The organism is Streptomyces auratus (genome assembly GCF_050433025.1).
GTDB classification, from domain to species: domain Bacteria; phylum Actinomycetota; class Actinomycetes; order Streptomycetales; family Streptomycetaceae; genus Streptomyces; species Streptomyces sioyaensis.
Map to the genome: position 1 here is coordinate 2528568 of NZ_JBNGCB010000003.1, position 21895 is coordinate 2550462.

At 71.8% G+C, this 21895-nt stretch carries 20 protein-coding genes; 7 read left to right on the plus strand and 13 right to left on the minus strand.

From position 1 onward, the window contains the following. The first annotated feature begins 40 nt into the window (after window positions 1–40). The 4 genes from BKA18_RS30780 to BKA18_RS30795 all read left to right on the plus strand — a co-directional run bounded on the left by BKA18_RS30780 (window position 41) and on the right by BKA18_RS30795 (window position 4323). Window positions 41–1453, plus strand: coding sequence for a phytoene desaturase family protein (locus BKA18_RS30780; protein ID WP_366044868.1), 1413 nt, complete (start codon window positions 41–43; stop codon window positions 1451–1453). Between the two features lie 53 nt (window positions 1454–1506). Further along, window positions 1507–2052, plus strand: coding sequence for an O-acetyl-ADP-ribose deacetylase (locus BKA18_RS30785; RefSeq protein ID WP_366044739.1), 546 nt, complete (start codon window positions 1507–1509; stop codon window positions 2050–2052). Between the two features lie 121 nt (window positions 2053–2173). After that, window positions 2174–3646, plus strand: coding sequence for an AlkA N-terminal domain-containing protein (locus BKA18_RS30790; protein ID WP_366044867.1), 1473 nt, complete (start codon window positions 2174–2176; stop codon window positions 3644–3646). Window positions 3647–3777: 131 nt separating this feature from the next. Beyond that, window positions 3778–4323 carry a methylated-DNA--[protein]-cysteine S-methyltransferase gene (locus tag BKA18_RS30795; RefSeq protein WP_366044738.1) on the plus strand — a complete coding sequence of 182 codons (546 nt, stop codon included), beginning with the start codon at window positions 3778–3780 and terminating at the stop codon, window positions 4321–4323. Between the two features lie 70 nt (window positions 4324–4393). On the opposite strand, the gene BKA18_RS30800 is transcribed toward BKA18_RS30795, so the two are convergent. Next, window positions 4394–5302, minus strand: a complete 909-nt coding sequence (locus BKA18_RS30800; protein WP_366044737.1) for a DUF4037 domain-containing protein — start codon at window positions 5300–5302, stop codon at window positions 4394–4396. Window positions 5303–5334: 32 nt separating this feature from the next. After that, on the minus strand, window positions 5335–5844 hold the full coding sequence (locus BKA18_RS30805; RefSeq protein ID WP_366044866.1) for an NUDIX domain-containing protein: 510 nt from the start codon (window positions 5842–5844) through the stop codon (window positions 5335–5337). Between the two features lie 192 nt (window positions 5845–6036). Here BKA18_RS30805 and BKA18_RS30810 point away from each other — a divergent pair, with 192 nt between their 5' ends. Further along, on the plus strand, window positions 6037–7161 hold the full coding sequence (locus tag BKA18_RS30810) for a glycerate kinase (RefSeq protein ID WP_366044736.1): 1125 nt from the start codon (window positions 6037–6039) through the stop codon (window positions 7159–7161). A gap of 74 nt (window positions 7162–7235) precedes the next feature. Here the strand turns inward: BKA18_RS30810 and pssA are convergent, their stop codons facing one another. The 9 genes from pssA to BKA18_RS30855 form a co-directional block, all read right to left on the minus strand. Continuing rightward, complete coding sequence (gene pssA / locus BKA18_RS30815; protein ID WP_173909726.1) at window positions 7236–8093, minus strand: CDP-diacylglycerol--serine O-phosphatidyltransferase; 858 nt, start codon at window positions 8091–8093, stop codon at window positions 7236–7238. Beyond that, window positions 8080–8727, minus strand: a complete 648-nt coding sequence (locus tag BKA18_RS30820; RefSeq protein WP_129250757.1) for a phosphatidylserine decarboxylase — start codon at window positions 8725–8727, stop codon at window positions 8080–8082. Before BKA18_RS30820 ends, pssA begins: the two co-directional genes overlap by 14 nt. Before the next feature lie 170 nt (window positions 8728–8897). Further along, window positions 8898–10103, minus strand: a complete 1206-nt coding sequence (locus BKA18_RS30825) for an acyl-CoA dehydrogenase family protein (protein ID WP_006602154.1) — start codon at window positions 10101–10103, stop codon at window positions 8898–8900. Window positions 10104–10105: 2 nt separating this feature from the next. Then, window positions 10106–10630: a MaoC family dehydratase gene (locus BKA18_RS30830; RefSeq protein WP_366044735.1), complete on the minus strand. Its 525-nt coding sequence runs from the start codon at window positions 10628–10630 to the stop codon at window positions 10106–10108. Window positions 10631–10635: 5 nt separating this feature from the next. After that, on the minus strand, window positions 10636–11607 hold the full coding sequence (locus BKA18_RS30835) for an HpcH/HpaI aldolase/citrate lyase family protein (protein ID WP_366044734.1): 972 nt from the start codon (window positions 11605–11607) through the stop codon (window positions 10636–10638). Then, complete coding sequence (locus tag BKA18_RS30840; protein WP_366044733.1) at window positions 11604–13640, minus strand: protein meaA; 2037 nt, start codon at window positions 13638–13640, stop codon at window positions 11604–11606. Before BKA18_RS30840 ends, BKA18_RS30835 begins: the two co-directional genes overlap by 4 nt. Window positions 13641–13681: 41 nt before the next feature. After that, window positions 13682–15019: a crotonyl-CoA carboxylase/reductase gene (ccrA, locus tag BKA18_RS30845; RefSeq protein ID WP_366044732.1), complete on the minus strand. Its 1338-nt coding sequence runs from the start codon at window positions 15017–15019 to the stop codon at window positions 13682–13684. Between the two features lie 557 nt (window positions 15020–15576). After that, the gene (locus BKA18_RS30850) at window positions 15577–16377 is read right to left on the minus strand and encodes a TetR family transcriptional regulator (protein WP_096215322.1); all 801 of its coding nucleotides are present in this window, start codon (window positions 16375–16377) and stop codon (window positions 15577–15579) included. Between the two features lie 136 nt (window positions 16378–16513). Further along, window positions 16514–18328 carry a 3-hydroxyacyl-CoA dehydrogenase family protein gene (locus BKA18_RS30855; RefSeq protein WP_366044731.1) on the minus strand — a complete coding sequence of 605 codons (1815 nt, stop codon included), beginning with the start codon at window positions 18326–18328 and terminating at the stop codon, window positions 16514–16516. Between the two features lie 390 nt (window positions 18329–18718). On the opposite strand from BKA18_RS30855, the gene BKA18_RS30860 reads away from it, so the two are divergent. After that, window positions 18719–19495, plus strand: a complete 777-nt coding sequence (locus BKA18_RS30860; protein ID WP_366044730.1) for a HEAT repeat domain-containing protein — start codon at window positions 18719–18721, stop codon at window positions 19493–19495. A gap of 27 nt (window positions 19496–19522) precedes the next feature. On the opposite strand, the gene BKA18_RS30865 is transcribed toward BKA18_RS30860, so the two are convergent. Together BKA18_RS30865 and BKA18_RS30870 are read right to left on the minus strand one after the other, a co-directional pair. Beyond that, window positions 19523–20062, minus strand: a complete 540-nt coding sequence (locus BKA18_RS30865; protein WP_366044865.1) for a GNAT family N-acetyltransferase — start codon at window positions 20060–20062, stop codon at window positions 19523–19525. A gap of 109 nt (window positions 20063–20171) precedes the next feature. Next, a complete protein-coding gene (locus tag BKA18_RS30870) occupies window positions 20172–21221 on the minus strand; it encodes an Rv2578c family radical SAM protein (RefSeq protein WP_366044729.1) in 1050 nt (349 codons plus the stop codon). A 158-nt stretch (window positions 21222–21379) separates the two neighbouring features. Here BKA18_RS30870 and BKA18_RS30875 point away from each other — a divergent pair, with 158 nt between their 5' ends. Beyond that, entirely contained in the window at window positions 21380–21823 is a 444-nt protein-coding gene (locus BKA18_RS30875) for an SRPBCC family protein (RefSeq protein WP_006602144.1), read from the plus strand. Window positions 21824–21895 lie beyond the last annotated feature (72 nt).

Consider the following 21895-nt stretch of genomic DNA (forward strand, 5'->3'; position numbering starts at 1 on the left):
GACGAGGGTCGGACGTGAGGGGAGTGGCGTAGTGCCGAGGATGCTCGATGCCGTGGTGATCGGGGCGGGACCCAACGGCCTGACGGCGGCGGTCGAACTCGCCCGCCGGGGCATGTCCGTGGAGGTCTTCGAGGCCTGCGACACCATCGGCGGCGGTGCCCGCACCGAGGAGCTGACCCTCCCCGGCTTCCGCCACGACCCCTGCTCGGCGGTGCACCCCACGGGCGCGGGCTCACCCGCCTTCGCCAGGATGCCGCTGGCGCGCCACGGCCTGGAATGGCTGTACCCCGACCTCCCCATGGCCCATCCGTTCCCGGACGGCACGGCCGCCGTGCTCGCCCACTGCGTCGGTGAGACCGCCATGTCCTTCGGACCACGCGACGCCGGCACCTACCGCAGGCTCGTCGCGCCCTTCATCGGCAAGTGGGAGGCGATGGCCCGTGACTTCCTGCGCACCCAGTGGCTCGGCCTGCCCCAGGACCCGCTGACCTACGCCCGTTTCGGCCTGGTCGCGATGCAGCCGGTCACCCTGCTCAACCGCCGCTTCCAGGACGAGAAGGCCCGCGCGCTGCTGGCCGGGCTCGGCGCGCACGCCAACGCCCCGCTCAGTGGCTTCGGGACCTCCGGCATGGCCCTGATGTTCGCGCTCGCCGCCCACGCCCACGGCTGGCCGGTGGCCCGCGGCGGCTCCCAGGCCATCTCCGACGCCCTCGCCGGGCTGCTGCGCGCCCATGGCGGGGCGGTGCACACCGACTTCGAGGTCAAGCGGCTGGACGACCTGCCGCCGGCCCGGGCGTACGTCTTCGACACCTCACCGACGGCGCTCGCCCGGATCGCCGGCCTGGGCAACGCCTACCGCGACGTGAAGTACGGCCCCAGCGTCTTCAAGGTCGATTACGCACTGTCGGGCCCGGTGCCGTGGACGGCCGAGGACGCCCGCCGCGCCGGCACCGTCCACATCGGCCCCACCAGTGGCGAGATCGCCGCCTCGCTGAACGCCGCCACCCACGGCCGGGACCCGTCCCGCCCCTTCCTGATCACCGCTCAGCCCAGCCTGATCGACCCCACCCGCGCCCCTGAGGGCAAGCACACGTTCTGGGCGTACGGCCATGTCCCGCACGGCTGGGAGGGCGACGCCACCGAGGCCGTCGAGCGGCAGATCGAGCGGTTCGCGCCCGGCTTCCGCGACCTGGTCCTGGCCCGCGCGGTGGCCGGCCCGCCGCAACTCGCCGTCCGTAACGCCAATTACGTGGGCGGCGACACCGCCACCGGCTCCGCGGCCGGCCTGCGGCTGCTCATCCGCCCCAAGCTCGCCCGCGTCCCGTACGAGACCGCCCACCCCGCCGTCTTCCTCTGCTCGCAGGCCACCCCGCCCGGCCCCGGCGTCCACGGCATGTCCGGCCACTACGCCGCCAAGGCGGTCTGGCGACGGCTGCGCGGACACCGCCGCTGACCGGCGCCGCGCCACCGCCCGCCGACCGTGGCCACGCCGTAGGGTCGGACACCATGAGCACCTCCCGCACCTCTCTCACCCTCGTCCAGGGCGACATCACCGAGCAGGCCGTGGACGCCGTGGTCAATGCCGCCAACTCCTCGCTGCTCGGCGGCGGGGGAGTGGACGGTGCGATCCACCGGCGCGGCGGCCCCGAGATCCTCGCCGAGTGCCGCGCCCTGCGCGACGGCCACTACGGCGGCGGGCTGCCCACCGGCCAGGCCGTCGCCACCACCGCCGGCCGGCTGCCCGCGCGTTGGGTCGTCCACACCGTCGGGCCGGTGTACGCCAAGAGCGAGGACCGCAGCGACCTGCTCGCCTCCTGCTATCGCGAATCCCTGCAGGTCGCCGGCGACCTGGGCGCGCGGACGGTCGCCTTCCCGGCCATCTCCACCGGCATCTACGGCTGGCCGCTCGCCGACGGCGCCCGCACCGCCGTCGCCACCGTCCGCGCCGCGGTCGACGCGGTCCCCGATGCCTTCGACGAGATCCGCTTCGTCGTGTTCGACGACATCGCGCGGGAGGCGTACGAGGCGGCCCTGGCCGCGACCGGCGGCTGAGGACCCTCTCCGCGCAAGGCCGGGACCCCCTAGGAGCTCGACCCACGCCGCCCCAGGTGGTCCGACGTCGATGTCGGATTCTCGCCAGCCGGAGCGCGCCGGCTGGGGAATCCTTGAGGGCATGCACACCGACACCGAGCGCTGCGTGCGCGCCGTGCAGTCCAAGGACGCCCGCTTCGACGGCTGGTTCTACACGGCGGTGCTCACCACCCGTATCTACTGCCGGCCCAGCTGTCCGGTGGTGCCGCCCAAGCCGGAGAACATGCGCTTCTACCCGAGCGCGGCCGCCGCCCAGCAGGCCGGATTCCGGGCCTGCAAGCGGTGCCGGCCGGACGCCAGCCCGGGGTCCCCGCAGTGGGACGAGCGGGCCGACCTGGTCGCCCGCGCCATGCGGCTGATCGCCGACGGCATCGTCGACCGGGAGGGGGTCCCCGGACTCGCGGCCCGGCTCGGCTACAGCACCCGGCAGATCGAGCGGCAGCTGCTCGCCGAGCTGGGGGCCGGACCGCTGGCCCTGGCCCGCGCCCAGCGCGCCCAGACCGCCCGGCTGCTGGTGGAGACCACCGCACTGCCGATGGCCGAGGTCGCCTTCGCTGCCGGATTCGCCAGCATCCGCACCTTCAACGAGACGGTGCGGGAGGTCTTCGCGCTGTCCCCGACGGAGCTCCGGCAGCGCGCGCGGCCCGGCCCCCGTACGGCGGCGCCCGGCACGCTGGCGCTGCGGCTGCCCTTCCGGCAGTCGCTGAACCCCGACAACCTCTTCGGGCACCTCGCCGCCACCGCGGTCCCCGGCGTCGAGGAGTGGCGGGACGGCGCCTACCGCCGGACCCTGCGCCTCCCCTACGGGCACGGCATCGTCGCCCTCACGCCCCGCCCCGACCACATCGACTGCCGGCTGTCCCTCACCGATCTGCGGGATCTGGCCGGCGCCATCGCCCGCTGCCGCCGGATGCTGGACCTCGACGCGGACCCGGAGGCCGTCGACGGGCTGCTCCGCGAGGACCCGCGGCTGGCGCCGCTCGTCGACAAGGCCCCCGGCCGCCGGGTCCCGCGGACCGTCGACGCCGACGAGTTCGCCCTCCGCGCCGTCCTCGGCCAGCAGGTCTCCACCGCGGCGGCCCGCACCCACGCCGGGCGGCTGGTCCGGGCGCACGGCGAGCGGGTCGAGGACCCGGGCGGCGGCCTCAGCCACCTCTTCCCGTCCCCCGCCGCGCTCGCCGGGCTGGACCCCGAGTCGCTGGCGATGCCCCGCACCCGCCGGGCCACCCTCACCGGCGTCATCGCCGCCCTCGGCTCCGGCGCGCTGCAACTGGACGTCGGCAGCGACCGCGACGAGGCCCGCGCCCGGCTCGCGACGCTGCCGGGCATCGGCCCCTGGACCGTCGAATGCATCGCCATGCGCGGGCTCGGCGACCCGGACGCCTTCACCCCGACCGACCTCGGACTGCGCCGCGCGGCCGCCGGCCTCGGCCTGCCGGCCACCCCCGCCGCCCTCGTCCGGCACGCCGCGCTCTGGCGCCCCTGGCGCGCCTACGCCGTCCAGTACCTCTGGGCGACCGACGACCACCCCATCAACCACCTCCCGACGAACTGAGCCCACCACCGTCCGATCAACTGGGCCCATCGCCTCACGACGAACTGAGCCCGCCACCGTCCGAGGAACCGGGCCCACCGCGTTCCCGACGCACCGAACCCCTCACCGTCCGACGAACTGAGTCCACCGCCATGACCGTGCACACCGCCGAGCCCGGCGCCCCCGTCACCCACACCGTCCTGGACGGCACCCCGGTGGGACCGCTCACCCTGGTCGCCGCCGGGACCGCCCTCACCGGCCTCTACATGACCGACCAGCGCCACCGCCCGCCCCAGGAGAGCTTCGGCGACCCGGCGGACCCCGGCGCACCGCCGTTCGCCGCGGCCATCGCCCAGCTCCGGGCCTATTTCCGCGGCGAGTTGACCACCTTCGACCTGCCGATCACCCTGCGCGGCACACCCTTCCAGCGCCGCGTCTGGGTGGCGCTGTGCACCATCCCGTACGGCGAGACCCGCTCGTACGGGCAACTCGCCGAGGCGCTCGGTGTCCCCACCGCGGCCCGCGCGGTCGGCCTGGCCAACGGGCGCAACCCGGTCGGCATCATCGTCCCCTGCCATCGCGTCGTCGGCGCCGACGGCAGCCTCACCGGCTACGGCGGCGGCCTCGACCGCAAGCGCCGGCTGCTTGCCTTCGAGCGGACGGATGAGGCCCTGTTTCCGGCCGGGGCGTGCGGCTGAGGGGTGCTCGCCGGGGGAGGGGCCCGTGGGGGCCTGCCGGGGAGCCGGCAGGCGCCGTGCCGAGTACGGCCTACTTGTCCGATCCGACGGACGGCCCCGCGGCCGACCCCTCGGCCAAACCCTCAACCGGGTCTTCGGACGGCCCCTCGACCGGAGCCTCGACCGACCCCGCGGCTCCCACCACCGCCCCCACCTCGTCCACCAGCCGCTCCGCTTCCCGCACCGAGCGCGCCAACTCCTCCTCCGTGCCGCCGAGTCGGGCGAGCAGCGCGGTGGCGCGGGCGCCGAAGCCGGGCGGCGTCTGCGGCAGCGCCGCGGCCGCCGCGAGGGCGCCCTTCTCGTTGAGACACCAGACGCGGTGGTGGGCGTGCAGCGCCTGGACGAGGTGGCCGACGGCCCGGGAGAGGCACAGCGCCGCATGCAGCACGTCCCGGGACGGGGACGACTTGGCCGCCATCGCCGCCGAGAACCCCGCATCCCAGACAGCGGCGCCGGTCAGCGCCGTGCGCAGGGCCTCCGGGTACTGCCGGGTCTCCTGCCGCAGACCGGCCAGTTCCCCGTCGGTGTCGGCGAGCACCCGGCCCAGCGCGGCCTCACCCGGATAGGCGGGGGACCAGAAGCCGAGCGGATGACCGGCCTGGACGCCGATCTCGAAGCGGCCCGCGCGGCACTCCTCCCACACCCGCCGCACCCGGTCGGCATCCCGCAGGATCCAGTCCACACGGCGGCCGTCGGGCAGCACCAGCCAGGCGCCGCCGTTGACCCACGGGCCCCAGGCACCGGGTGCGTACACCTCGACGGGGCCGCCGGTCAGCTCCGCGGCCAGCGCCTCCAGGGCGGTCAGATCCGGCTCGCCGCGGTAATAGACGCCCAGATCCCAGTCGGAGTCCGCCCGGTGGGTCCCGCGGGCCCGGCTCCCCCCGAGCATCACCCCGACGACTCCCGGTACCTGTACGAGGCGGGCGGCGATGTCTTCCATGGCGGCAGGCTACGGGCGCCCAATGCCGGCGCTCACCTCATTTTCGGCGCTCCGGCGGCCCCGGCCGGCGGCACCCCGTCCTCCAGTTCCGCCGGGCCGCGGCCGTCCGCCAGGGCCTTCAGCGCGGCGCCGAGGCGCAGCGCCATCTCCCGGCTCACCAGCGTCTGGGCCTCGTCCCAGTGCACCAGGCGCCAGGACAGCAACTCCTCCTCCTGGAGCCGGATCGCCGCGAACCGGCCGGCGTCCAGCACGCCGCCGTCGTAGAGGTACGACACCAGTGGCGGCCGGTTCGTGCCGCGTACCCAGTCGACGGCGAGCAGCGCGCCCGGCTCGATGTCCAGACCGATCTCCTCGGCGGTCTCGCGGCGGGCGGCCTGGCGCGGCGATTCGCCCCGGTCCGACTCGACGGTGCCGCCCGGCAGGATCCAGGTGTCGCGGTAGTTGGGCTCCACCAGCAGGAGGCGGCCCTCCGCGTCGCGGAAGATGACGCCCGCGCCCGCGAGGACGCGGGGCAGGCCGGCGATGTAGGAGGCGTAGTCCATGGTCGTCACGGCGTGAGCCTACGGCCTGACCGGCGGTTCTTCGAGGGCGCGCCGCGGGCGCCCGGCGGCACCGCCCTCCGGAGTGCCCTGTTCGACGGGCGGCGCTCCGGATAGGGTCACAGCGGCGCGACTGCCAGTACGGAAGCAAGGGGAAACACGGTGGCGGACGCAGCAAGGACACCCTCAGCACATGTGCTGATCGCCGCGGACAAGTTCAAGGGCTCGCTCACGGCCGTCGAGGTCGCCGAGCACGTCACGGCCGGTCTGCGGCGCGTGCTCCCCGGTCTGGAGGTGGCCGCCGTCCCGGTCGCGGACGGCGGCGACGGCACGGTCGCGGCCGCGCTCGCGGCCGGCTTCACCCGGCACGAGGCCCGGGTCACCGGCCCGACCGGCACCCCCGTGACGGCCACCTTCGCGCTGCGGGGCGACGGCACGGCCGTGGTGGAGATGGCGGAGGCCTCCGGGCTGCAGCACCTCCCCGACGGTGTCTTCGCGCCCCTGACGGCAAGCACGTACGGCACCGGTGAGCTGCTGCGCGCGGCGCTCGACGCGGGCGCGACGTCGATCGTCTTCGGCGTCGGCGGCAGCGCCACGACCGATGGCGGCGCCGGGATGCTCGCGGCGCTGGGCGCGCGCCTCCTGGACGCGGACGGCGAGCCGATCGCCCCCGGCGGCGGCCCGCTACGCGCACTGGCCACCGCAGATCTGTCCGGCCTGGACCCCCGGCTGGCCACGACCCGGATCGTGCTCGCCAGCGACGTCGACAACCCGCTCACCGGCCCGAAGGGCGCCCCGGCGGTCTACGGCCCGCAGAAGGGCGCGAGCGAGGCGGACGTGGCCACGCTGGACGCCGCACTGGCGCACTACGCCGAGGTGCTGGCGCAGGCGGTCGGTCCGCGGGCCGCGGACGTGGCCCTGGCACCCGGCGCGGGCGCCGCGGGCGGCATCGGCTACGGCGCGCTGGTCGCGCTGGACGCGGTGTTCCGGCCGGGCATCGAGGTGATGCTCGACGTCCTGGGCTTCGCCCCGGCACTGGCCCGGGCCACCTTCGTCATCACGGGCGAGGGCTCGCTCGACGCCCAGACGCTGCACGGCAAGGCGCCGGCCGGGGTCGCCGCGGCGGCCCGTGCGGCCGGTCTGGAGGTGGCCGCGGTCTGCGGCCGGCTCCAGCTGATGCCTCAGGCCCTGCGGGCGGCCGGTATCCGGCGCGCCTACGCCCTGACGGATCTGGAGCCCGATCCGGCCCGCTGTATGGCGGAGGCGGGGCCGCTGCTGGAGCGGGCGGCCGAGCGCCTGGCGCGCGACTTCCTGGTCTGAGGCCGCCGCCGCACACGCCGAGAGCCCCGGGCGAACGATTCGCCCGGGGCTCTGTGGGTGTGCGGAGTGCTCCCTTACGGGAGCTGCGCGGCGCGCGATTCGGCGCGCGACTCGCGGCGGTTGTCGCGGAAGGTGTTCACCCTCCGGGCCGTCGCGAACAGCGGGATCATCGCGCCCATGACCACCTGCAGGGCGCAGCCGGTCTGCAGCAGCAGCTGACCGCCCGGGGCGTCCAGCGCCCAGGCCGCGAGCATGCCCATGCTGAGGACGATCCAGCTGAGCATCGCCACCGCGAGCCGGCCCCGCGGCTTGGGGTACTCGACCCGGCTCACCATCAGCCAGGCCACCCCGATGATCGCCAGCAGCGTCGGCAGGAACGGCAGCTCCAGCAGCACGATGGCGACGACGGTCAGGGCGCCGAACGGGCTCGGCATGCCCTGGAAGATGCCGTCACGCAGCGTCACGCAGGAGAACCGGGCAAGCCGGAGCACCACCGCCAGCAGCACCACGACCGCGGCGACCACCGACACCCGCTGGTGCGCGTCCTGGGCGACCATGCCCCAGGTCACGACGAAGTACGCGGGCGCCAGCCCGAAGCTGATCAGGTCGGAGAGGTTGTCGAGCTCGGCCCCCATCGCCGAGGCCCGCAGCTTGCGCGCCACCAGTCCGTCGAAGAGGTCGAAGACCGAGGCGAACAGCATCAGGATCACGGCCATCGCCGCGCTGTGCCGGGCCATCCCGCCGTCCTCGGTGCCCGTCAGATGCGGGATGAGAACCCCGGTGGTCGTGAAGTACACGGCCATGAAGCCGCAGATCGCGTTGCCGAGGGTGAGGGTGTCCGCTATTGACAGCCGCGTGGACAGCGGCATGTCGTCGTCCTCGTCGGTCTCGGGCGCCCAGCCCGCCTGAGTCTCGGGATCAATCACGGTCAAGGCGAGTCACCCCCGCGGTGGTGGCCTGGCCGACCTCGACCGCAGCCTCGACGCCTTCCGGGAGGTAGACGTCCACGCGCGAGCCGAAGCGGATCAGGCCGATCCGCTCACCCTGTTCGACCTTGGTGCCCTCGGGCACGTAGGGGACGATACGGCGCGCCACCGCGCCGGCGATCTGCACCATCTCGATGTCGCCGAGCTCGGTGTCGAAGTGCCACACGACCCGCTCGTTGTTCTCGCTCTCCTTGTTGAACGCCGGGACGAACCCGCCGGGGATGTGCTCCACGGACGTCACCGTGCCGGCCAGCGGCGCGCGGTTGACGTGGACGTTCAGCGGGCTCATGAAGATCGCGACCCGGGTGCGCCCGTCCTTCCACGGCATGATGCTCTGCACCACGCCGTCGGCCGGGGAGATGACCCGGCCCTGAGCGATCTCCCGCTCGGGGTCGCGGAAAAACCACAGCATGCCCGCCGCCAGTGCGGTGGTGGGCACGGCAACGGCGGCCCAGCGACCCGACCGGCGGGACCGGGCGAGGCTGACCGCTGCCGTGGCAACGGTCGGCAGGAGCCACGGCGACGCTCCGCGCGCGAGGCGGACACGACCGCGTTGTGCAGAGGATTGGCTGTGGGGCATGGATGACCTTCGTAGCGGAGGATGCCGCGTAGGGATACGGGGGACGGCGGCTTTCCGTGGATGCTATCGGTTGCGAGCGGCAACTGGCCAAGAGCCAGAGCCAATCCGTGGCCGAAGAACCATGACGGGGTGTGATCTTCGTCTAGGCCAAAGCACTCCAAACGGGGCGTTCACCCCTGGATCCGGTACTCCTCGAGTAGCCGGCGACCAATGATCATTTTCTGGATTTCGGCGGTACCTTCACCGATCAGGAGCATCGGTGCCTCGCGGTAGAGGCGCTCGATCTCGTACTCCTTCGAGAACCCGTAGCCGCCGTGGATACGGAACGCGTCTTCCACCACCTCCTTGCAGTACTCGGAGGCCAGGTACTTCGCCATGCCCGCCTCAAGGTCGTTTCGCTGTCCCGAGTCCTTTTTGCGAGCGGCGTTCACCATCATTGCATGGGCCGCTTCGACCTTTGTCGCCATTTCTGCCAGTTTGAACTGAATGGCCTGGTGCTGGGCGATCGGCTTGCCGAAGGTGTGTCGCTGCTGTGCGTACGAAACGCCCAGCTCGAACGCGCGCTGGGCGACACCGCATCCACGCGCGGCCACATTGACCCGGCCGACCTCGACCCCGTCCATCATGTGATAGAAGCCACGTCCGCTCTCGCCGCCGAGCACCCGATCGGCCGGGATCCGCAGCCCGTCCATGATCAGTTCGGTGGTGTCGACGCCCTTGTAGCCCATCTTGTCGATCTTGCCCGGAATGGTGAGACCCGGCCGCACCTCACCGAAGCCGGCCTCCTTCTCCACGAGGAAGGTCGTCATCGACTTGTGCGGGGCGGTGCCCTCCGGGTGGCCCTCGTCCGTCCGGCACAGCACCGCGACCAGCGTCGAGGAACCGCCGTTGGTGAGCCACATCTTCTGGCCGTTCAGAACGTATTCGTCGCCGTCCCGCACGCCCTTGGAGGAAATAGCCGAAACGTCGGACCCCAGCGCCGGCTCCGACATCGAGAAGGCGCCCCGGATCTCGCCGGCCGCCATCTTCGGCAGGAAGTAGTCCTTCTGCTCCTGCGTACCGTGCTGCTTGAGCATGTACGCCACGATGAAGTGGGTGTTGATGATGCCCGAGACGCTCATCCAGCCGCGGGCGATCTCCTCGACGGTCAGCGCGTAGGTGAGCAGGGATTCACCCAGCCCGCCGTACTCCTCGGGAATCATCAGGCCGAACACGCCGAGTTCCTTCAGGCCCTCGACGATCTGCGTCGGGTACTCGTCGCGGTGTTCCAGCTCCGTGGCGACCGGCAGGATCTCCTTGTCCACGAAGTCGCGGACGGTGGAGAGGATTTCCCGCTGGATGTCGGTCAGGCCCTCGGTCTGCGCGAGACGGGTCATGGCTACTTCTCCTTCTTGGCCGTCGGGGCCTCAAGCTCCGGGCGGCCGGGCTGTTCGCCGCCGCGCTCCTTGATGTAGGTGGCGGTGGGGACCATGACCTTGCGCCGGAAGACGCAGATCAGGGTGCCGTCCTGCTTGTAGCCCTTGGTCTCGACGTACACGATGCCGCGGTCGGACTTGGACTTCGACGGCGTCTTGTCGAGCACCGTCGTCTCGCCGTAGATCGTGTCGCCGTGGAAGGTGGGCGCCACATGCTTCAGCGACTCGATCTCCAGATTGGCGATGGCCTTTCCGGAGACATCGGGCACCGACATGCCCAGCAGCAGGGAGTAGATGTAATTGCCGACGACGACGTTCTTTTTGAAGTCGGTGGTCTGCTCCGCATAGTTGCTGTCCATGTGCAGCGGGTGGTGGTTCATGGTGAGCAGACAGAAGAGGTGGTCGTCGTATTCGGTGACGGTTTTTCCGGGCCAGTGCTTGTACACATCGCCGACGGTGAACTCTTCATAGGTACGGCCGAACTGCATGGTGCTTATGCCTCCGGGGCCTCGAACTTGGACGTGCGGATCATGCCGGCGGCCCGGCCCTTGCCGGCGACGACCAGCGCCATCTTCCGGCTCGCCTCGTCGATCATCTCGTCGCCGAGCATCGCGGAACCCTTGGCTCCGCCCGCCTCCGAGGTGTGCCACTCGTAGGCGTCCAGGATCAGCTCGGCGTGGTCGTAGTCCTCCTGCGACGGGGAGAACACCTCGTTGGCGGCCTCGATCTGACCGGGGTGCAGCACCCACTTGCCGTCGAAGCCGAGGGCGGCGGCCCGGCCGGCGACCTCGCGATAACCGTCAACGTTCTTGATCTGAAGGTAGGGGCCGTCGATCGCCTGTAGATCGTAGGTACGGGCCGCCATCAGAATGCGCATCAGGATGTAGTGATAGGCATCCGCCCCATAGCCGGGCGGCTGCTCGCCGACCACCAGGGACTTCATGTTGATCGACGCCATGAAGTCGGCCGGGCCGAAGACGACGGTCTCCATCCGGGGCGAGGCCCCGGCGATCTCGTCGACGTTCACCAGGCCCTTGGCGTTCTCGATCTGGGCCTCGATGCCGATCCTGCCGACCTCGAAGCCCATGGTCTTCTCGATCTGCGTCAGCAGCAGGTCCAGCGCCACGATCTGCTGGGCGTCCTGGACCTTCGGCAGCATGATGCAGTCGAGATTCGCCCCCGCACCCTCGACGACCGTGATGACGTCCCGGTACGTCCAGTGCGTGGTCCAGTCGTTGACCCGCACGACCCGCGTCTTGCCGGTCCAGTCGCCCTGGTTCAGCGCCTCGACGATGTGGTGCCGGGCGCCTTCCTTGGCGAGCGGCGCACAGGCGTCCTCCAGGTCCAGGAAGACCTGGTCGGCCGGGAGCCCCTGGGCCTTCTCCAGAAAGCGCGGGTTGCTGCCCGGGACCGCGAGACAGGAGCGGCGCGGTCGGCCGCCGGGCGGGCGGTTCGCCTGGGTCATGCGGGGACCTCCAGAGGGTCGAGCCGGTTCGCTATCCGGATCTCGTCGACGATACGGCCGATGATCTCCGTAATACCGAAGTCCTTGGGGGTGAAGACCGCCGCCACTCCGGCCTCCCGCAGTGCGGTTGCGTCGGCGGAGGGAATGATGCCGCCGACGATGACCGGTATGGGAGGGCCGTCAGGCCCGGGAGTGGTGCCCACGCCGGTGCGCCGTAGCCGCGCCAGCACGTCCGGCACCAGCTCGGCGTGCGAGCCGGACAGGATCGACAGCCCGACGCAGTGCACGTCCTCGGCGACCGCGGCCGAGACGATCTGCTCGGGCGTGAGGCGGATGCCCTGGTAGATCACCTCGAAGCCGGCGTCCCGGGCCCGTACGGCGATCTGCTCGGCGCCGTTGCTGTGCCCGTCCAGGCCGGGCTTGCCGACCAAAAGCCGCAGCTTGCCGCTGCCGAGTTCGGCGGCGGTCTTGGCGACCTTCTCGCGGACCGCGGCGAGCGGGCTGCCCTCCTCGGCGGCGACCGCCAGCGGGGCGCTGGAGACGCCCGTGGGGGCCCGGAACTCGCCGAAGACGTCCCGCAGCGCCCAGGCCCACTCGCCGGTCGTCACCCCGGCGCGGGCGCACTCCAGGGTGGCGGCGAAGAGGTTGCCGTCACCGGCCGCGGTCTTCTTCAGGACCGACAGCGACTCCTGGGCGCGCGTCTCGTCGCGGTTGTCCCGCCAGTCGTGCAGCGCCTGGACGACCCGTGCCTCGTTGGCCGGGTCGACGGTCATGATGGCCGTGTCGAGATCGGCGGTGAGCGGATTGGGCTCGGTGCCCTCGAAGCAGTTGACGCCGACGATCTTCTCCTCGCCGGCCTCGATCCGGGCCCGCCGCTCGGCGTGCGCGGAGACCAGCTGCGACTTGAGGTAGCCGGACTCCACGGCGGCCATCGCGCCGCCCATCTCCTGGATCCGCTCGATCTCGGCGAGGCAGTCGGTGACCAGGGCGTCCACCTTGGCCTCGATGACGTGCGAGCCGGCGAAGATGTCCTCGTACTCCAGCAGATCGCTCTCGTGCGCCAGGACCTGCTGGATACGCAGCGACCACTGCTGGTCCCAGGGCCGCGGCAGCCCCAGCGCCTCGTTCCAGGCGGGGAGCTGCACGGCCCGGGCGCGAGCGTCCTTGGAGAGCGTGACGGCCAGCATCTCCAGGACGATCCGCTGGACGTTGTTCTCCGGCTGCGCCTCGGTCAGACCGAGCGAGTTGACCTGGACGCCGTAGCGGAACCGGCGCTGCTTGTCGTTCTCTATGCCGTAGCGCTCACGGGTGATCTTGTCCCAGATGCGGCCGAAGGCGCGCATCTTGCACATCTCCTCGACGAACCGGACACCGGCGTTCACGAAGAACGAGATGCGGGCCACGACATCGCCGAACTTCTCCGGCGGCACCTGCCCGGAGTCGCGCACCGCGTCCAGCACCGCGATGGCGGTGGACATCGCGTAGGCGATCTCCTGGACCGGCGTGGCGCCCGCCTCCTGCAGGTGGTAGCTGCAGATGTTGATCGGGTTCCACTTGGGGAGGTGCGCCACCGTGTACGTGATCATGTCGGTGGTCAGCCGCAGCGAAGGCCCCGGCGGGAAGACGTGCGTCCCGCGCGAGAGGTACTCCTTGACGATGTCGTTCTGCGTCGTCCCCGACAGCTTGGAGATGTCGGCGCCCTGCTCCTCGGCGACCACCTCGTACAGCGCCAGCAGCCACATGGCCGTCGCGTTGATGGTCATCGAGGTGTTCATCTGGTCCAGGGGGATGTCCTGGAACAGCCGTCGCATGTCACCGAGGTGGGACACCGGGACCCCGACCCGGCCGACCTCGCCGCGGGCGAGGATGTGGTCGGGGTCGTATCCGGTCTGCGTCGGGAGGTCGAACGCGACCGACAGGCCGGTCTGGCCCTTGGCGAGGTTGCGCCGGTACAGCTCGTTGGACGCCTCGGCGGTGGAGTGGCCGGCGTAGGTCCGCATCAGCCACGGACGATCCTTCTGACGCTCAGTCATATCAGGCCCGTATCCTCGTGGTTCCGACTGTCCGAGCCGGCTCAGACGTTCCGGAACCGGTTGATGGCGTCGAGGTGCTTGGCGCGCATTTCCTCGTCCCGCACGCCCATGCCCTCCTCGGGGGCCAGTGCCAGCACGCCGACCTTGCCCTGGTGGAGGTTGCGGTGCACGTCGTACGCCGCCTGCCCGGTCTCTTCGAGGGTGTACGTCTTCGACAGGGTCGGGTGGATCTTGCCCTTGGCGATCAGGCGGTTGGCCTCCCACGCCTCGCGGTAGTTGGCGAAGTGCGAGCCGACGATCCGCTTCAGCGACATCCACAGGTAGCGGTTGTCGTACTCGTGCATGTAGCCCGAGGTCGAGGCGCAGGTGGTGATGGTGCCGCCCTTGCGGGTGACGAAGACGGACGCGCCGAAGGTCTCGCGGCCGGGGTGTTCGAAGACGATGTCGATGTCCTCGCCGCCGGTGAACTCGCGGATACGCTTGCCGAAGCGCTTCCACTCCTTCGGGTCCTGGGTCCGCTCGTCCTTCCAGAACTTGTAGCCCTCGGCGCTGCGGTCGATGATCGCCTCGGCGCCCATCTTCCGGCAGATCTCCGCCTTCTGCTCACTGGAGACGACACAGATCGGGTTGGCGCCGCCGGCCAGCGCGAACTGGGTGGCGTACGAGCCGAGTCCGCCGCTGGCGCCCCAGATCAGGACGTTGTCGCCCTGCTTCATCGCCGCGCCGTTCTGCGAGACCAGCTGGCGGTAGGCGGTCGAGTTGACCAGACCGGGCGCCGCCGCCTCCTCCCAGCTCAGGTGCTTCGGCTTGGGCATCAGCTGGTTGGACTTGACCAGCGCGATCTCGGCCAGGCCGCCGAAGTTGGTCTCGAAGCCCCAGATGCGCTGCTCGGGGTCGAGCATGGTGTCGTTGTGGCCGTCGGAGGACTCCAGCTCCACGGACAGGCAGTGCGCGACGACCTCGTCGCCGGGGCCCCAGGCGTTGACGCCGGGGCCGGTGCGCAGGACGACGCCGGCCAGGTCGGAGCCGATGACGTGGTACGGCAGGTCGTGCCGCTTGGTGAGCGGGGAGAGCTTGCCGTAGCGCTCCAGGAACCCGAACGTCGACATCGGCTCGAAGATCGAGGTCCACACGGAGTTGTAGTTCACGGAGGAGGCCATCACGGCCACCAGCGCCTCACCGGGCCCCAGTTCGGGCACCGGCACGTCCTCGACGTGCAGCGACTTGCGCGGGTCCTTCTCCTTGGTGGGCAGGCCGGCGAACATCTCGGCCTCGTCCTTGTGCACGGTCACCGCGCGGTAGGACTCGGGGATGGTCAGGCCGGCGAAGTCGGCGCTGGTGGTGTCGGGCGCGAGGATTGCGTCCAGGATTTCGTTCACGGGGTGCCTCCGGCGGTTGGGGCCTCCCCTGCTCGACCGAAGCGGAGAGCGTGGGGAACCGTTGAGGGAACGGCTTTGGGGGGAACGTCGGGGGTGGTGCGGAGGTGGTGCCGTCGGTTCGGCCGGGGGCGGCGCCGTGTCCGCCGCCTCTGCTGGGGTTGCAGAGCCGTCGGCCGCGGTGCCTGGCAGCGCTGTGGTGAGCGCGGTGCCCAGCTGCTGCTGGGGGTGCCTGTGACGCAGGCGTCCGGGCGGGCAGCCACGTAGGGCTGGTGGGACAGCCGGCGCGCGTTGGTTCTCTGCGCGCCGGCCGCCCGGACGACTTCAAGGTATGACACCGCGTGCCAGTCGACAAGACACTGAGTGCCAAGAATTTCTCTCAGATGTCATCCGGACGGCACGCATGAGCAAAAGAAGGCCGATGAGGGGCCTGATGGTGACGCAAAGAAATGCCCGCAACGCACAGCGTGTGCGGGGTCGGGGTTGGGCCATCCGTGTCGCGGCCCGGCCGGGTCAAGGGCGCCGGGCCGCGATGTCCGTCCGATCCGGTCGGAGGACCGTTACTTCCGCTCGGTGAGCGCCTTGCGGATGGTGCGCATGACCTCGTCCAGCGGGGCGTCCGTACGCGCCACCGCCACCAGCACCTCGCCCTCCCGCGAGACGGAGGCCGGGGGCTGCTCCCCGCCGGTGCGGCCCGCGCCGATACCGGCACCGAAGGTCTCCCGGACGATCTCGAAGGCATGGTCGAGCTGGGCCTCGACATCGCCCTGGGCGTCGGCCCGCAGCCAGCGCCGCAGTACGTGGTTGTGCGCGGTGACCACGGCGGACGCGGCGACCTCGGCGAGCAGCGGGTCGTCGTCGCCCTCGCGGTGTGCGCCCTCGTCGAAGTGGCCCAGCAGATAGCGGGTGAACAGCCGCTCGTAGCGGGCCACCGAGGCGATCTCCGCCTCCCGCAGGGTGGGGACCTCGCGGGTCAGGCGGTAGCGGGCCACCGACACGGCCGGGGAGGCCGCGTACATCCGCATGACCTCCTTGATGCCGCGGCAGACCGTGTCGAGGGGGTTCTCGTGCGGCGGAGCGGCGTCCAGGACGGCCTCCGCGCGGACGAGGGTGTCGTCGTGGTCGGGGAAGATCGCCTCTTCCTTGGAGCGGAAGTGGCGGAAGAAGGTGCGCCGGGCGACGCCCGCGGCGGCCGCGATCTCGTCGACCGTCGTCGCTTCGTAGCCCTTGGTCGCAAACAGCTCCATCGCCGCGGCCGACAATTCACGGCGCATTTTGAGCCGTTGCGCCGCCGCCCGGCGGGTGCCGGGAGTGACGGTGTCGGACGTGTCGGACGACTGCGGGCGAGCGGGCTGGGACATGTGGGGACGGTACTGCATATTTACGCGGCCTGCGGCATGAGGTGGTGCCTTCGCCCCGGTGAGCGGGGGTGGACCGCCGTCCGGTTCCAGCAGTCCACCCCACCCTCCCCCGGCCTCGCCGGGGTGCCGCCAGGCGTCAGCGCCGGGCGTACTCACGGAAGCCGCGGCCGGTCTTGCGGCCGAGGCAGCCGGCCGCGACGAGGTGCTCCAGCAGCGGCGCCGGGGCCAGCCCGGGGTCGCGGAACTCGGCGTGCAGCACCTTCTCGATGGCCAGGGACACGTCCAGGCCGACCACGTCGAGGAGTTCGAACGGGCCCATCGGGTAGCCGCCGCCGAGCTTCATGGCGGCGTCGATGTCGTCCAGCGACGCGTAGTGCTCCTCGACCATCTTGATCGCGTTGTTCAGGTACGGGAACAGCAGCGCGTTCACGATGAATCCGGCCCGGTCGCCGCAGTCCACCGGGTGCTTGCGGACCTTGGCGCAGACCGCCCGCACGGTGGCGTGGACCTCGTCGGCCGTCAGGACCGTACGGACCACCTCGACCAGCTTCATGGCGGGCGCCGGGTTGAAGAAGTGCATCCCGATGACGTCCTCGGGGCGCGAGGTGGCGCGGGCGCAGGCCACGACCGGCAGTGAGGAGGTGGTGGTCGCCAGGATGGCGCCCGGCTTGCAGACCTTGTCCAGCGTGCGGAACAGCTCCTGCTTGACCGCCAGGTCCTCGGCCACCGCCTCGACCGCCAGATCGACGTCCGCGAACGCGTCGAGCGCCCCGGCCGGGGTGATCGACGCCAGGGTGGTGTCCCGGGCCTCGGCGGTGAGCCGGCCCTTGTCCACGGAGCGGCCCAGCGACTTGGCGATCCTGGCCTTCGCCTTCTCCGCCTTCTCCAGGCTGCGGGCGGCCAGCACGACCTTGAAGCCCGCCTTGGCGAAGACCTCGGCGATACCGCTGGCCATCGTCCCGGAACCGGCCACGCCGACGCTGCTGACCGTACGCCCGGCGGCGAGCTCATCGGCGGCCGCCGGGCTCTCCGCGTCCGGCACGGCGGTGCCGCTGCCCGGGGCGTCGTACGTGTAGAAGCCGCGGCCCGCCTTGCGGCCGGTCAGCCCCGCCTCGGCCAGCTGGCCGAGGATCGGCGCCGGGGCGTGCAGCCGGTCCTTCGACTCGGCGTACATCGCCTCCAGGACCGTCCGGGCGGTGTCCACGCCGATCAGGTCGAGCAGGGCGAGCGGACCCATGGGCAGGCCGCAGCCGAGCCGCATCGCGGCGTCGATGTCCTCGCGGGTGGCGTACCGGGCCTCGTACATCGCGGCGGCCTGGTTCAGATAGCCGAACAGCAGGCCGTCGGCGACGAAGCCGGGGCGGTCACCCACCGCGATCGGGTCCTTGCCCAGGTCACGGGCGAGCTCGGTGACGGCCGCGACCGCGGTCGGCGCGGTGAGGACCGAGGAGACCACCTCGACCAGCTTCATGGCCGGTGCGGGGTTGAAGAAGTGCACACCGAGCACCCGCTCGGGGCGCTGCGAGTCGGCGGCCAGCCGGGTCACCGAGAGCGCGTTGGTGCCGGTGGCGAGGATGGTGTCGGCCCGCACCACGGCGTCCAGCCCGGCGAAGACCTGCCGCTTGAGCTCGTAGTCCTCGGGCACGACCTCGATGACGAGATCGGCGTCCGCGGCCGCCTGCAGATCGGTGAAGGTGCGGAACCGGGCTAGGACGTCCTGCCGCTCCCGCTCCGTGATCCGCTCGCGGGCGACCGCACGGGCCGTGGCGGCTTCGAGAGTGGCGACGGCCTGCCGGGCGGCGGCTTCGTCGGTGTCGATACCGATGACCTCGCGGCCGGCGCGGGTCAGGACCTCGGCGATACCGATGCCCATGGTGCCCAGGCCGACGACGGCGACGGTGGAAAGGGACAGGGGGGGAGTTGAGAGATCAGGGGTGGACTGAGGGCCCATCGCGAGACTCCTGAGGGTGTTCCCCTGAGCGCAGGGGAGAAGTGACGACTGAGGGGTGGCCGCGCGGCCGCGGTACCTGGCCATACGCCGCGGCAAGCAGGCGGCGGTGTGCCGCGAGGAGCCACGGCGCTGCGGGCAGCGCCGGCGGTGGGGGAGCTGCGGCGGGCCCTGTCCCGGGGCCGTGCCGTGCGCTCCGTGCTGTTGTCGTGCTGTGCCGAACCGACTTCACTCTGTGGCGGCTGCGTCACCAGGCCGCCCGAGCAGGGGTGCTGCTCGTTCCAGCAGGTTAACCGGTGAGTAACCAGAGCGCCAGGGGTGGCGCGGGTCATTAGTCTGTGGTGCAGGTCACGCCGCGAGAACCGGGGCGGACCGGTGGGAGGGGAGCGGCAAATGGAAGACGAATTCCACGAGTTGACGGACCGGGTGCGGGCCGAACTCCGCTCCCCACAGGATCTGATCGCCTACGAACGGTTGCTGGGGCTGGCCCGCAAGAACAGCCCGGCCGGACGCGAGGAACTGGCCCGGATGCTGGTCGCCGTGGAGCGTCCGCTGTGGGCCAGGGAGATCGCCGCCTTCATCCTGGGCTGCGCCGGCGACAAGCGGGCCTTCGAGACGCTCGTGCTGTTACTGAACTACCGCGACCCGGTGCGCTGCGCCACCGCCGCCTACGCCCTGGCCCGGCTCGGCGACCCCCGTACCGCCCGCGCCGCGGCCGCGCTGGCCACCAACCCGCTGCGCACCGCCTACGCCCTGCACCCGGTCCGGCTGCTCGCCGAACTCCGGGCGCCGCAGTCCGTCCCGGCGCTGATCGCGACCCTGGAGCGGCTGCTGACCCCGCACAACCCCTACTGGCGGGTGGCGCTCGCCTGTGTCGAGGGCCTGGGCGCGCTGGGCGACCGGCGCGCCGTCCCCGCCCTCACCGCCGCCGTCGCCCATCCGCGGCTGGCGGCCGCCGCCGCGGCGTCCCTCGCGCGGCTGGGGGTGCATGAGGACGCGGCGGCGCGGAACGGTGCCGAGGCGGACGGTGCCGAGGCGGCGGGCACGTCGGGCGACGAGCAGGACCACGGGCCGTACGGGCGTGCAGGCCGCGGAGCGGGCCGGGCCCCCGGCGCGGAGCGGGGTGCGGGGCCGGGTGGCGGTGGGGGGGCTTCCGCGCTAGGCGGCTGAGGTCCGCCTGGGCGAAGAGGCCCGGCCCTAACCGGCCTCAAGGGCCAGCGACCGCCGGTAGCGCAGCTCCGGGACGCTGACGCCGCCCACCTCGTACGCCTCCTCGGCGCCGTCCGGTACGAAACCGGCCCGCTCGTAGAAGTGCTGGGCGCGGGTGTTGCCGCGTACCACCCACAGGTACAGCGTGTGGAAGCCGTGCGCCCGGGCGCGGGCGGTGCCGGCGGACATCAGGGCGCGTCCGATGCCGGTGCCGATCAGGCCGGGGGCCACGTAGAGGGCGAGCAGTTCGCCCGCGGTCGGCCGGGGTGCGGGCAACTCCCCGGCTCCCGGGGCGATATCGGGATCGCGGGCCGGACCGACGCACGCCCAGCCGACGACCTCGGCGTCCCGCTCGGCCACCAGGTCCGACACCTCCGGGGACCGGCGCCCGAACCGCGACCGCCGCCGCTCGGCGTCCGCCGCCACGCTCATCGCGTCCAGGTACGCCTGTGGCATCAGCCCGCGGTAGGCCGCCTGCCAGCCGTGGACCCGCACCGCGGAGACGGCGTCGATATCGGCCTCGGTCATCTCCCGTATCCGTACGGGGTGCGGCGGCTGCGCGGGGGTGCGCTCGAAAGTCCTCTCGGTCCCATCCATGCCGGAGAGGTTAGGGGGCACGTCAAGGGGGGTTTCCGAGTCAGAGCAGGGTCAACTGGGTCGGTTCCGCGGGGTGCTGGGAGGCCTCGTCGCCGGGGCTTGTGGCCGGTCCGGGGGTGGTGTCCGGTGGCGGGAGCCGGCGGGCCTCGCCGGGGCGGGCGGGGCCGATGCCGTACTCCGCGGCGAGTTCATGGACCTGACGGGTGATCCGGCGCTGGTACCACTTCGGGGCGTAGGCGCCGTCCGCGTACATCGTCTCGTAGCGCCGCACCAGATGCGGGTGGTGGTGCCCCAGCCATGCCATGAACCACTCGCGGGCGCCGGGCCGCAGATGCAGCACGAGCGGGGTCACGGAGCCGGCGCCGGCCTCCGCGACGGCGCGCACCGTGGCCCGCAGCTGCTCGGGGGAGTCCCCGAGGAACGGGATCACCGGCGCCATCAGCACCCCGCAGGGGATGCCGTGCGCGGTGAGGGTGCGGACCACCTCCAGGCGGCGCTCCGGGGCGGGGGTGCCGGGCTCGACCGTGCGCCACAGCTCGCGGTCCAGGAAGCCGACGGAGACGGAGATACCGATGTCGGTGACCGCGGCGGCCTGCTGGAGCAGCGTCAGGTCCCGGAGGATCAGCGTGCCCTTGGTGAGGATGGAGAAGGGGTTGGCGTGGTCGCGCAGCGCCGTGAGGATGCCGGGCATCAGGCCGTAACGTCCCTCCGCGCGCTGATAGCAGTCGACGTTGGTGCCCATCGCTATGTGGTCGCCGCGCCAGCGGCGCGCGGCCAGCTCGCGGCGCAGCAGCGCCGGGGCGTTGACCTTCACCACGATCTGGGAGTCGAAGCCCTGCCCGGTGTCCAGGTCGAGATAGCTGTGCGTCTTGCGCGCGAAGCAGTACACACACGCATGGCTGCAGCCGCGGTACGGATTCACGGTCCATTCGAACGGCATCCGGGAGGCGCCCGGGACGCGGTTCACGATCGAGCGGGCGCGCACCTCGTGGAAGGTGATCCCACGGAATTCGGGGGTGTCGACCGTCCGGCTCACGACGTCCGCACCGAACAGGGCGGACGGGCTTTCGCCGAGATTGTCCCAGCGCATCGGGCCTCCTTCTGGATCCTGCCGATCCCCCCGGGGCAACAATAGAACAAACGTTCCCATGCTGTGTGTCAACCCTGGATTTGGGCGGGTCACCCAGGGGTGGTTGGCTTGGCGGTGCACCGCAGGGCGGTCAGCCGAACTACCGGAGGGAAACGCACATGGGGCAGGTCGAGGCCACGACGCAGCGCGAGATCGCGGCGGACCCGGAGGACGTGTTCGACGCGCTCGCCGACTACAGCGGTACGCGCCAGAAGCTGCTGCCCGAGCACTTCAGCGAGTACGAGGTCCGCGAGGGCGGCGACGGCAAGGGCACCCTCGTCCACTGGAAGCTCCAGGCCACGAGCAAGCGGGTGCGGGACTGCCTGCTGGAGGTCGACGAGCCGACCGAGGGCCAGCTCGTGGAGAAGGACCGCAATTCTTCGATGGTGACCACCTGGGTCGTCACCCCGGCCGGCGAGAAGCGCACCAAGGTCGTCGTCACCACCACCTGGACGGGCGCCGGCGGTATCGGCGGATTCTTCGAGAAGACCTTCGCGCCCAAGGGGCTCGGCCGGATCTACGACGCGCTCCTCGCCAAGCTCGCCCACGAGACGGAGAAGTGATCGGTCCGGTCACGCCGTCACCTCGCGCGCCTGCCGTCACACTCACCGGTTCGGGTGGTTTCCGGTGAGTCG